The sequence below is a fragment of the Neobacillus sp. genome, from assembly GCF_031988165.1.
GTDB classification, from domain to species: domain Bacteria; phylum Bacillota; class Bacilli; order Bacillales; family Cytobacillaceae; genus Neobacillus; species Neobacillus rhizosphaerae.
Genome location: NZ_DALZYO010000014.1, coordinates 42,134 through 54,353, shown reverse-complemented (window position 1 = coordinate 54,353; position 12,220 = coordinate 42,134). Strand labels below are relative to the sequence as shown.

11 protein-coding genes and 2 pseudogenes are annotated in these 12,220 nt (G+C 36.9%); 2 read left to right on the top strand and 11 right to left on the bottom strand.

The window, feature by feature from the left end; genetic code table 11:
- Positions 1-27 precede the first annotated feature (27 nt).
- The 4 genes from RTR43_RS10280 to RTR43_RS10265 all read right to left on the bottom strand — a co-directional run bounded on the left by RTR43_RS10280 (position 28) and on the right by RTR43_RS10265 (position 4,689).
- Positions 28-780 (bottom strand): SDR family NAD(P)-dependent oxidoreductase, encoded by a 753-nt coding sequence (locus RTR43_RS10280; protein ID WP_312471603.1) that lies wholly within the window; start codon positions 778-780, stop codon positions 28-30.
- Positions 781-886: 106 nt separating this feature from the next.
- Positions 887-2,464, bottom strand: coding sequence for an aminomethyl-transferring glycine dehydrogenase subunit GcvPB (gcvPB, locus tag RTR43_RS10275; RefSeq protein WP_312471602.1), 1,578 nt, complete (start codon positions 2,462-2,464; stop codon positions 887-889).
- A gap of 31 nt (positions 2,465-2,495) precedes the next feature.
- Positions 2,496-3,884, bottom strand: a complete 1,389-nt coding sequence (gene gcvPA, locus RTR43_RS10270; protein WP_312471600.1) for an aminomethyl-transferring glycine dehydrogenase subunit GcvPA — start codon at positions 3,882-3,884, stop codon at positions 2,496-2,498.
- A gap of 28 nt (positions 3,885-3,912) precedes the next feature.
- Complete coding sequence (locus RTR43_RS10265; RefSeq protein WP_312471598.1) at positions 3,913-4,689, bottom strand: SDR family NAD(P)-dependent oxidoreductase; 777 nt, start codon at positions 4,687-4,689, stop codon at positions 3,913-3,915.
- Between the two features lie 253 nt (positions 4,690-4,942).
- On the opposite strand from RTR43_RS10265, the gene RTR43_RS10260 reads away from it, so the two are divergent.
- On the top strand, positions 4,943-6,349 hold the full coding sequence (locus RTR43_RS10260; RefSeq protein WP_312471596.1) for a sigma-54 interaction domain-containing protein: 1,407 nt from the start codon (positions 4,943-4,945) through the stop codon (positions 6,347-6,349).
- A gap of 16 nt (positions 6,350-6,365) precedes the next feature.
- Positions 6,366-6,560, top strand: a pseudogene (locus RTR43_RS10255) (hemin ABC transporter ATP-binding protein); the annotation flags it as partial.
- Between the two features lie 417 nt (positions 6,561-6,977).
- Here RTR43_RS10255 and RTR43_RS10250 read toward each other — a convergent pair.
- The 7 genes and pseudogenes from RTR43_RS10250 to RTR43_RS10220 form a co-directional block, all read right to left on the bottom strand.
- Positions 6,978-7,064, bottom strand: a pseudogene (locus tag RTR43_RS10250) (family 1 glycosylhydrolase); the annotation flags it as partial.
- Positions 7,065-7,091: 27 nt separating this feature from the next.
- Positions 7,092-7,373, bottom strand: coding sequence for a hypothetical protein (locus RTR43_RS10245; protein ID WP_312471595.1), 282 nt, complete (start codon positions 7,371-7,373; stop codon positions 7,092-7,094).
- Between the two features lie 389 nt (positions 7,374-7,762).
- The gene (locus tag RTR43_RS10240; RefSeq protein ID WP_312471593.1) at positions 7,763-8,470 is read right to left on the bottom strand and encodes a DNA alkylation repair protein; all 708 of its coding nucleotides are present in this window, start codon (positions 8,468-8,470) and stop codon (positions 7,763-7,765) included.
- Positions 8,471-9,000: 530 nt separating this feature from the next.
- Positions 9,001-9,210 (bottom strand): glycine zipper domain-containing protein, encoded by a 210-nt coding sequence (locus tag RTR43_RS10235; protein ID WP_312471591.1) that lies wholly within the window; start codon positions 9,208-9,210, stop codon positions 9,001-9,003.
- 226 nt (positions 9,211-9,436) lie between these two features.
- Positions 9,437-9,907 (bottom strand): DUF2691 family protein, encoded by a 471-nt coding sequence (locus RTR43_RS10230; protein ID WP_312471590.1) that lies wholly within the window; start codon positions 9,905-9,907, stop codon positions 9,437-9,439.
- 138 nt (positions 9,908-10,045) lie between these two features.
- Positions 10,046-10,501, bottom strand: coding sequence for a GNAT family N-acetyltransferase (locus RTR43_RS10225; protein ID WP_312471699.1), 456 nt, complete (start codon positions 10,499-10,501; stop codon positions 10,046-10,048).
- Between the two features lie 186 nt (positions 10,502-10,687).
- On the bottom strand, positions 10,688-11,890 hold the full coding sequence (locus RTR43_RS10220; RefSeq protein ID WP_312471589.1) for a macrolide family glycosyltransferase: 1,203 nt from the start codon (positions 11,888-11,890) through the stop codon (positions 10,688-10,690).
- Positions 11,891-12,220: the final 330 nt, after the last annotated feature.

Here is a 12,220-nt window from a genome sequence, read left to right as displayed (position 1 = left end):
GTTCTTCGATAAATAACGCCCAAACTACTAAGCTAGTTCTCCTCCATCAATTGGAATATGTTGACCCGTTATATAGGCTGCCTCTTGAGATGCGAGAAAGGCATATAAGTTAGCTACTTCTTCAGGCTGTGCATGCCGTTTTAATGGGATTTTTTCATCGGTTTGTTTCAGCATTTCAGGTGTATATTCCGCCATTTGCATAGGTGTAAGTACATAACCTGGACAAATGGTGTTCACGCGAATCGTTGGAGCAAGTTCAAGTGCCATTGTTCGAGCTAATAGATTAACTCCAGCTTTAGAGGCGTTGTAGTCAGCATAATAGGGATGACCTACTAGCCCATTGGTTGACGCTGTCATAAGAATGACGCCTTCTCCTTGGGCTAGCATACGCTTCGCAGCTTCTTGAGCTGTATAAAAAATACCATCTAGATTAATACCAAGTACCTTTCTCCATTGCTCTGGGGTAATATCGATAAAATTAGCTCTGACACTGATGCCAGCGTTAGCAATCAAAATATCTACTCCATTGGTCAATGAATCAATCTCTTCAAATGCTTGTTTAACTTCAATCGGGTTACTCACATCGACGATGACACCATGTGCGATAGATGGAAATTCTTGTAGCGAGTTATAAAGTTGCTCTTCATTCCGGTCTAAAATGGTAACGATAGATCCCTCTTGAGCAAATCGTTTGGCAGTAGCTAATCCAATACCACTTGCTCCGCCAGTAATGACTACTCGTTTTTCGCGTAGACTGTCTGAATATCTCCCATTATTCAACACATTACCCCCCTTATCTATATCATTTTGGAATCAAAACGTAGAATGAATCTCTCATTAGAAAGTAAGAGAAGGAGGCAATCAAACCGAAGCTTGCTTGCCCTACTCACTTTCTAAATAATTCAGATACCATAGATTTTTTGATATAGGATCGCCATGTAATACACCATTCTTCTGGATTATCTAGATAATCTTGTTCATCTAATTTGTGAATGGTGCTGTTATATGGAGCATTTTGAACGATTTCAGGATTTTCATATGCTTCATTTGAAATTTGTTCAAGTGCCGCAATATACTCATCTAAATCTGCCTTTGAATAAGATTCAGTTGGCTCAAGTGTAAATGGCTGCGGTACAATGTATGGGTGGTGGCTGGTCCAATAATGAAGACCAAAGTCTGTCATTCGTCTTTGGACGTCTTCTGTTGTGACTCCTGTTTCTTTTGTCATCTGTTCCCAACTATAGCGAACCTGTTCAAGGCGCTGACCTTTTACATATGGTGCACTCGCACCACGAATCTTTTGAATCTTGTGGTACAGATAGTTATTATTAAGCACTGCTGTTTGAGCTACTTCTTTTAAGCCTTCTGAACCTAATGCACGAATCCAAGCATAGGAGCGTAGAATCGTTTGAGCTACACCATGAAATGCACGTACTTTTCCAATCGAGTGAGTCAGATTATCATTCAAATGATATTGCTCTCCATCAAACTCAACAATTGGTCCAGGCAAGAATTCTTTGAGTTCATCCACGACTCCAAGTGCACCCGTTGCAGGGCCACCGCACATATGTGGAGCAGCGAAGGTTTTGTGGAGATTAAAGAAGCACATATCGAATCCGGCTTCTTTAGCTCGAGTAATACCTAGTAGACCATTGGCATTTGCTTGATCGTAATAACAAACACCACCTGCTTCATGAACAATTTTGGTAAATTCTTTAATTTTAGGATTGAAGATGCCTGTGTCTTCTGGATTTGCAACAACAAAACCAGCTGTTCTTTCAGATACGACAGCTTTTAATTTTTCGATATCAGGGAATCCATCTTCACCGGGATGTAGTGTAATAATCTTATAGCCTTTTACGGCTGCTGTGGCAGCTTGTGAAGGATGGGAGAATATAGTTGTGATGATTTCATCACGTTGCTGATCTTCTCCTCTAGATTCATGATATTTTCTAACAATGGAAGCCATTGCAAACAAGGCTTGAGTTCCAGAGCTTGGCTGAAAAGAGAAGTAGTCCATTCCAGATATTTCTCTCATACAAACATCCAATTTATAAATGATTTCTAGCATACCCTGAGCCGTGCTTTCATTTTGAAGAGGATGTAATGCCATCATTTTAGGATTTCGTATTAATAGCTCATTAATTTTCGGGATATATTTCATCGTACAAGTACCTTGACCAATTTCTACATTGAAATCTGAACCTAACGTTTCTTGAGAAAGCCGAACATAATGTCTTAATACACGTGCTTGACTTATTTCTGGAAGATTAGGTTTTTCCGGTCTACACATTGTAGCTGGAATTGCAGAAACACCATCTCCAACTTCCGAAACAATCGTTTGATTAGCTGATGGAACTTCAACACCTACTTCTCCTGGTTGATGAAGCTCGAAAATAATTGGTTCATTCCATTTCGCTTGATGAAAATCACGAACTTTATTGTTTCTCTGTATTTTTTTCATGTGATAGAATCCCCTCTCCTCAATATGCGTTTTAGTTTTTCACTATTTCTTCTAGAGAAGCAATTAGTTGATCAAGGTCTTCTTGACTATGAATTTCTGTTACACAGTAAAGTGCGGCTTGACCATACTCAGGAAACTCTTTAGAAAGATCCTTACCTCCGAAAATTTTTCTTTCTAGCAATCTTTCATTAATCGTTTCAACTGAAAGATTTGTTCCATTAAAATCAACGATAAATTCTTTAAAGAAAGGTGAATTTAATCTTGAACCTTTTATTCCAGGAATTTTATTCAGCTTTTTGACTGCATATTGGCTATTTTGCATAATGATTTGCCCTACCTCATACATGCCATTTGGGCCTAATAAAGATAAATAAACACCTGCTGTAATGCCCCATAAAGCTGTTTGTGTACCAACTGATTCTTTTCCTTTTTCCCTTAAAGCGAAAGATGTTCGGTCATATGCTACGTCACCGAATCCATACTCTCCTTCTTTCACTGTTGGCACGATGCCAAATAGACGAGAAGGAAATTCATTAACGAATTTTTCTTCGTTTCTTGTTGCGATGAATCCAGCCTGCCCCCCACTATAGTTCATGTGCATGCCAAGTGGTTGTAAATCACCACAAACTATATCTGCTCCATAACGACTTGGCGGAGTTAGTACCCCTAATGAAATAGGATCGACACCCACGACCATTAGTACGCCATGTTGTTTAGCAATCTCTGAGATTTCAATTCCTTGCGATTCAATAAAGCCTAAATAGGAAGGGTTTTCAAAATAGATGGCTGCAATGTCATTGGAAATATATTTCTTTAAATCATCTAATTGTAGAAGTCCCGTATCTTGGTCATGACCAATAAAATCAAATTCAAGTTCAGGAGTACCATAATTGATGATAATTTTCGCTCTTTCAGGAGAGATTGTTTTTGCTAAAAGAACTTTCTTTCTTCCTGTTATACGTCCCGCCATTCTTAGAGATGTAGCTGCAGCTTGCCCCCAGTCAAATGTAGGAACATTTACGACATCCATATCTACAAGTTCTGCTAATAAGCTTTGATATTCAAATAATGCTTGATATCGACCATGGTCTTCATATGGTTCTCCAGCATATGCCGTTAAAAATTCGGATCTTTGATTGATTTCATCACATACAGCAGGTACAAAATGCTGCCAGCAGCCAGCTCCTAAGAAGTTTAAATACTCATTAGCACTAACATTTTTATTTAATAATCCATCAATATGACGGCGAAGTTCATGTTCTGTTAAGGCTTTCGGTATATTCATTTCTCCTTGGAAGAGAAGTTCTTCAGGAATACATGAATACAATTCCATTGTCGATTCAACGCTAATCTCTTTTAACATTTCCTCTTTTACCTCTGGCACCATATTAGGTATGTAAGGATGGACCTTCTTTGTCATAACAATACCTCCTAATAAATTTAAATAATTAAGCTAAACCGCCACCATCAATAACTAGCTCTGTACCTGTCATCCAACTGGATAAATCGCTCGCCAAGAACAAGACGCCTTTTGCAATATCACGCGGAGTTCCTAGTCTTGCAAGTGGGCGATCTATTGCAGAATCTTTTAGAAATACGCTTTCCTCTACTTGTAATTGTTTTGCCTCATCTCGTAATAATGGTGTATCTGTATCTCCTGGGCATATGCAATTGACACGAATATTTTGTGGACCATGGTCGATTGCCATTGCTTTTGTCAGATTAACTACACCAGCTTTTGCAGCACAATATGCTGCGGCTTTATCTCCACCTTTTAATCCCCAACCTGAACCTGTATTGATAATACTTCCACCATCATGAGAAGCCATAATAGGAATAATGTATTTAGATAAGAGGTACACACCTTTTAATGAAACATTTAGAACTGCATCCCATTCATTTTCTTCTAAATCAACTACGGTTTTGCGTTTTATGATGCCAGCATTATTAAAAAGCACGTTAACGTTCCCGTATTTACGATTAATTTGTTCACTTACATGCTGGCAATCTCGAGCGTTTGTTACATCACATTTTAAGAAGTTCACGTTAAAGCCTTTGTCTCTCAGATTTTGTGCAGCTAGGTTTCCCTTCTCTTTATCAATATCTAAAAGAATAACGTTAGATCCTACTTCTGCTAAAAGCTCTGCTGTGGCATAGCCTATCCCAGATGCTGCCCCAGTAATTACTGAGACTTTATCTTTTAATTGAATATAGTCTTTTTCCATACAATAACCTCCTAAGGTGTGTTGATACTTTGTAATGCAATTAATATGCCAACTTAATAGAGCTGATAAATCAACAAACTTTAGTAAATGAAAGTATTTGATTTGACATTTTTGTCAAAAATTTAGAAAATTGACAAAAAATAATTTATTTACTTATACTTGTATAAATACAAGTAGCTATCAGGTAATTTCTTTTTTTATAACTTGAACTTTAGGAAACTACTATATTTTTTATAAAAGGGAGGATTTTCTATTGTCTTCAATCACTGTGGTTAGTAAAACGATACAAACTTTTGCAGACCTTTTACAAATTGAAATCGCTTACTTTGATCCAAAAGGTGTATTAACGGTATCAACAGAAGAGTATAAGCTTAAAAAAGGAAAACGTGTTCATTTACCTTTTTTTCAAAAACAATATGAGTATCCCGTTAACTTTGTAAAAAAACCAGGCCATATGAGTATTTGTCATGGTTGTCATTTTCAGAAAAAGTGCCCTTCAACAGCTGAAATTGTGATTAGCATATTGCAGCATGGCAAGCATTACGGCTATCTATCTTTTGTGAGCTTTTCTCAAGATGGTCAAGAGAAACTGATAGATCGACAAAAGGAGTATAGCTATTGGATGTCACAATTAAGCGATATTATTGTGGGGATTCTACAAGACATAGATTATTTCGAGAGCATATTCCCGCCAAAAAAAGAAAAAACAGAGTACATACTTGGTAATAGCTATATGTTGGAAAAATTAAAGGAAAATATTAAAAATATCAAAAATAGTTCTTCTTCCATTTTTATAACAGGGGAAACGGGAACAGGAAAAAGCTTATTAGCAAAGCTTATTCATGAACAGAGTATGTTTCGAAAAGGTTATTTTGTTGAAATAAATTGTTCTAGCATTCCTGAAACATTATTTGAAAGTGAATTGTTTGGTTATGAAGAAGGAGCGTTTACAGGGGCAAGAAAAAAAGGCAAGCCAGGATTTTTTGAGTTGGCTGATAGAGGCACTCTTTTTTTAGACGAAATTGGAGACCTTCCAATTCATCTGCAACCAAAGCTTTTAAATGTGCTGCAAGATGGAATGGTACGTAGAATTGGTGGAACTCATTCGAAGAAAGTCAATGTACGAATCATTGCAGCAACGAATCAGCCGTTAGATAAATTAATAGATTCTAAACAGTTCCGTTCAGATCTTTATTATAGGCTCAATGTTATTCCATTCCATATACCACCATTACGGGAACGAAAAGAGGATTTAGAGGATTTACTTAAAATCTTAATGGACAAATTACAAATGCGAACTGGGAAATTCATTCAAACGTACAATAAGGACTTTTTGAAGAGACTAAAACAATATCATTGGCCTGGAAATATACGCGAGTTAGAAAACGTTATTGAATATAGCATGAATATGGAGAGGAGCATGGAACTGACTGCATCATCATTGCCTGATTTTTTATGTGATTTAAATGAAAATATTCAACCTATTCAAAGAGAACAAGCTGTTTTAAAGGAATCAGAAAAAGATGTTATTATGCAAAAGCTAGCTCAATATGGTTATGATTATGTAGGGAAGATGCAAGTAGCTAAAGATTTAGGGCTTAGTGTTAGAACCTTATATCGAAAAATAGAAAAATTAGAAATAGCTATTCCGGCTAAATAAGGCCTACAAAGAATCAAAAGTTCTCTTTGCGGATGAACCAACTGCAAGTTTAGATTCAAAAAGGTCTAAAGATGTTATGATGTTAATCCGAAATTTAACTAAAACGCTAAACATTACTACCTTAATGGTTACACATGATGAAGAAATGCTTTCTTATGTTGACTCTATCATTAAAATGAGCGATGGACAGGTTCTGCAAAATGTAGTTTAAATTTTATCAGTCATATCAGCAATTTTTTACGAAAAGATTCAATCATTACAGCAGAAAAAATTGGCTTTGAACAATTGCCAATGTACCCTGGTCATTTCATTCCATTTGAAGAATTTTAAATAATAAAAGAAGGACGTTTTAAGACCTATTGTCTTATGAACGTCCTTTTTTCGGCAATATACTATCGAATGATGTCCCTTTAGAAGGTTCACTCTCAAATACGTTGCATGAATTTATGATCAAGTTCAACGTTTATAACAGGCGTCTCCGTTTTAAAGTGCAGTTTATTGACCAACCCCAGTCACTTGCTTGTAGCTGAGGGTTTAAGTAAGCAGAGTTACTTTCTTTGCACTTTCCGCATCAGAGATTCGAGTATAATAATAAGAAAAACTAAAGAAGTCTGCCGTGTACTCAATATCCATTATTTCTAATTTCATCAATTAGACTATCATAGAATTTAAGACCTTCTTCATTCGGTTCCGTTTCATCACCCTTAGGGAAAATTCTCGCCCAGGGTTCCTGGGGTTTTCTTTAATACTCCCCGTCGAATGGGGTAAATGGAATCTGTAATCGGTTTTCCACTGCACGAAGCCGCTGATTTACTCGTTGGAGACGGCGTTGAAGTTGGTTAATTTCTCTTTCTTGCCGCTCATTTTGCCTTTCAAGCTGATTAACTCTGCGTACAAGCTGTTGCCATTGGGGTAGTTGCAGGAATTGCGATAGTTGTCTGTTGGGGTCATATTGATTTTGCTGTACATATGGAGTGTAGTCGAACTGAATTTGTGGAATTTGATAATTTTCATACGGATACATCTGGGCATCTCTCCTTTTGGATTAATATCTATAGATTATGTAGGTATTTTTGGTATGAAACGGCGAATGCCCAGAGACTGCCCTTTAAAAAAATGTCCAGATGTTTGAATGCCCATAAAAAAGCAGGGACCTTAGGTGGTCCCCGCATCACCATAATAAACTATTTTAACAACCGCCTCACAGTGGCTTGAGTGGTGATCGCAGAGATAAAGGTGTAGTAGTGTTTACCTTAATAGTCCTAATAGCTGTTCACATAAGTAATTACATATACTCTTCAACAATCGCTCCCGATTGTTGAAGAGCCACCGATTCTTGCTTGTCAGCAACCTTCGAATGATGTATGGAGCTCTCGTTGCAGTTAGTGTAGTTACATTACACTACAAGCGATGCTAACACCTGACATATTTGCGTTTGAAACCAAGCTTCCCTCTATCTATTTCCTTTTGGATATTTTCGGAAGCAAACAGAATACTGCTTTTTTTCTTGTCCCGCCTGATTTCGACTGGTCCTACTGCCTTTGCGGTTTCAACCGCCTTATCATGGAGCGGCAAATAGGAAATCCCGACTGTGTAAATAAAATTATTCATAGCGGATTTTGTTCGAACAGGAGAATCGTGTATCGTATTTTCTACCTGATCAAGCATACTGGCAATCTTGCTTGCACTAAATTCGCTGTCCGGGCGATTACCCAAAAGCCAGCAGTAACAGCTCCAGCCTGCCGACATTCTAAGTTCTTCCCCGCTTGCGATCCATTTATCGGCAACAGCTTGCGCAATAGTGGTTTCAGCCAAAGTTACTGCAACCACATAATCAGACAGCATATAAAAATACGCCGCATCTATCCAACGCTCAAAATCCGCCTCCGTCATTGTCATTGGGTCCGCAATGATGCCGGCAAAATACATGGCATCATAGTTCCCGGTGGCGTAAAGCTGCTCGGCTAAAGGCTGATTTTTCTTGATTTTCTTTGCGAGTGGCTTCATTGCGCCTGTAGCCACCCCAAAAAGCGGCTCGTGTGCACCATTGCTTAAGTAAGTCTTTTTAATTCGTTCCTTGCCTAGCGCTTCTAGTTCCTGCATAACCATTTCGAAATCCATCGTTTTGCACTTCCTTCCTTTATTATCATACCCACTCCATTGTAACCATCTAGCTTTTATTCTTTATTAAGCAAAGCTTTAACTTGATGGAAAAGATCAAAGATCAAAAGTAGCTTGCCATTCCATAGAAGCTAAATCAAATACTTTCTCCCTACGTACTCTTGGTACAATTAAACCTGAACATAATAAGACTTCTTGAGTTCTTTGAACGAATAAACAATATTCATTACTGAGAACGACTCTTTGTTCTGTATCTATTCCCGGAAAACAGAAAGGTCAACCCATATTTTTACTCCATCTTTTCAGCATTCCATCTTCATAAATTCTTGAACTTAATTCCGTTATCCTGCCCGTTTATTAAAAAAAAGAGCTTTATAAACAGCTCGGCGATCTTCAACAAAAGCCCTGTTACTTTAAGTGAATTGATTCACAATCTTACTGGGAATTTACCTAAAAAAGCTGAATTAGCTTAAAAAAAAAGGACTCCCTTTTTGGGAATCCATTTCATTCAGTGCCACTTTGGTTAAAGTTTAATCTTCTCGGTTCGTAACACTGTCATTAGCCTCATTGGCGCCTTCGCCGACTTTGTTACCCATCGCTCCTCCTGCAACAGCTCCTGCAACGGTACCAAGTGGACCAAGAACAGAACCCAAAGCAGCTCCAGCGACAGCACCGACACCAGTTCCTACCGCTTCGCCAGCATCATTATCGACACGGTTACGTTCGTTTTTATCAGCCACTCATCTCACTCCTTATTTAGAATAGGCAAGTGCTTGCCAACACAATACCGTTACATATTTTGCCCTATAAGAACAGATTTACGCGAATTTTAAATTTGTCCTTAAAACTTTGCAATTTTCACTATCCTTCACGTTGTACAATAAGAAGCTGCCATAATGACAGCTAGATCTTAAACTATTGCCCCCGTTAGCTCAAGAAGCAAATCCACAAGGATTTATCCAGTAGTTAACTAAAATACCACTCATCTAATGCTTTAATGAATCGGAATTCCTTATATCCTTGTGACAAACTTTCTTGATGAAGGAATGTTAAATACAAAGGTTTTTTTACAAAGATGGCAACTTCGTAGCAATCTATTATGACAAACATTAGAATGCATTTACTTTCTAAAAACTCTTGAAGATTTGTAACTGGATTATTACGTATTTCTTGTATGGTTAGTTCATTAGGATATGCTCGGAGATTTAAAAATATTGGGTATAAATCCTTACCCTGTAACTCTTCTTTTAGCTTAGGACCTGAAACAAACTCCTCATCTTCCAAAAAAGTATGATTCCATTCATCGTTTCTTACCATTACATCATTTGTGGTAATGTGCCATTTGTAATCTTCAATGTTGATAAACTTTAATAAGGATTCTATCTTTAAATTGTAATAATCCTGTGGAATTTCAAAAAAGACACCAATTCTATCCATATTAAAACTCCCTTTGCTTTTAGTCATATTTTACAATAAAAATCCATTTGGTTCTTCAACTATCCTGCCAGTTAGTGAAACAAGAAAAGCCGCTAATGGCAGCTGGATCTTGATCTCTTGCAATCGTTAGAAGAGTTTTTATTGTTGATATGGATTTTTAAGTACCTTTTGCATAAATAGTTCTGGATTAACAATCTGTTCAAAACCGTATTGGTTATATAATGAATGTGCATCATTAGTAGCTAACATAAATCTACGAACTCCCTGTAATTCGGAATGGTTTGTGATAATACCCATTAACCATTTTGATAACCCTAATTTCCGATAATCTGGCAATATAAACACATCACATAGATAGGCATAAGTTGCTAAATCAGAAATTACCCTTGCAAAACCAACTTGTTCAATAACGTCTTTACCTACTTCACCTTTATAAACTCCAAAACATAACGGAGAATTTTCAATTGCCTTTTTTACTATTTGCTTGGGTATCCCCTTTGACCAGTAGGCTTCTTGACTCAAGAAGGTATGTATTAATGTTAAATCTAAATACTCTTTATTTGTAGAAATTGAAAATCCTTTATTAATCCACATTTCCAAATTAAGTCCCCCCTATTTTTTTGAATGTTCTGCAATAAATTAAACAACAGATTTAAATTTTGTTCAACTAAACTGACCGTTAGTCGAATAATAAAAAAAGATCGCTGCAGCGATTCCATCTTGAACATAAGCACCCGTTACTTTAAGTGTATAACTTCACAATCTAGCTTTTATCATTATTTAGATATCATATTGACTTTTAAATTCGAAAATATCATCAACAGCTTGGTAATACCCACCCGATTTTTGAAAGGATTCCCTAATATTTGCAACAGCTTTATGGAAAGATGGGTCGTTTAGCACATGATCTACGGCTTCACGTAGTTGATTTGCAGTCAAGCTTTGCATATGTAATTTAATGCCGGCTCCAATATTGGTAACTTGCCCGGCAATTATCGGCTGATCCGCGCTTTGTGGGATTACAATTAGCGGAACCCCGTAATAGAGACCTTCATGGGTACTGTTCATTCCTCCATGTGTAATAAATAATTTAGTGTATTTCAGCACCTCAGTTTGTGGAACATAATTTTTTACAATGAAGTTTTTAGGAATCTCCCCTAAATCAGATATTTGAGCTTTTTCCCCAATAGACATAACAACGGTATGATCAGTGTTCCCAAATGCCTTAAAACAAAGCTTATAGAAATCAATTGCTTGGTTAAAGACAGTACCCAGTGAAATGTAAATGGGGCTTTTCCCCTTGATTGAAGTAAGGTCGAAGTGTTCTTGCGTTAATCGTGAAAAGATGGATGGACCTACAAATTTGTAAGTTTGGTCAAATGCTTCTCCAAAAGGTTGAAACTCGCTAGTTGTATAAACAATTGTAAGTGGTGCAGGATTACAAAAAACTTCGTAAGGAGAATGAATCTCCACATCATATTTTTCCTTCACCATTACCGTCAGGCTTTGAAATTCATCGTTTATAGGTTTAACTATTTCTGGAGGAATGTTTTTAGAAAGCTGTTCGACCATTTTATCGAATGATTCTTTTGTCTGCGCAAAAGAAGTACAAGAATTAATTGCTGGAAGTTTAAGTATTTGTGCAAGTATATACCCACAACCAAACATAGAATCGTGGATGATATAATCAAAATGTTCTCCTTCGATTTGCTCCAGAACACTAGGTATCACGATATCTGCAGTACGCAAAAGACCGTTGATTCTTTCGAGTAAATAATTTCTTCCACCTGAGATAAAGGCTTTTACAAATTTTTGAACATCAAAGGTTCTTACAATTGCCCCCGTCTTCTCAATACGCTCTCGAAAATCTTCTATCGTAAAGTACACTACCTCTTCTCCACGCGAAATAAGCTCTTGCACAACTCCAATAGTTGGATTGACATGTCCTTCTGATCCACCATTAATAAATAAAACCCGTGCCACTACAACCACTCCTTAGTTAAAATGTTCTCTAGAATGTGTAAGAGTATGGGTCACTGTCCCATACCATTGCTCGACTCAAGTAATTGAAATTAATTCATCATAGTACAATACTTGAAAATCTCAAATTTTTAATCACTCATTTTTGAGCTAACCTGACCCTTTAGTTTAAATACATTCTTTCACAATTTTATCTATTTTTTAACATTAATATCCAATTTACTTTAAAATTGTTGTTCCACAATCTGGCCCTATAATGAAAAAAAGCACTGTTCCTTATTACAGGAAAGCGACCGATTGCTGAAGATAGTATTGTTTATTAATCTCAATATT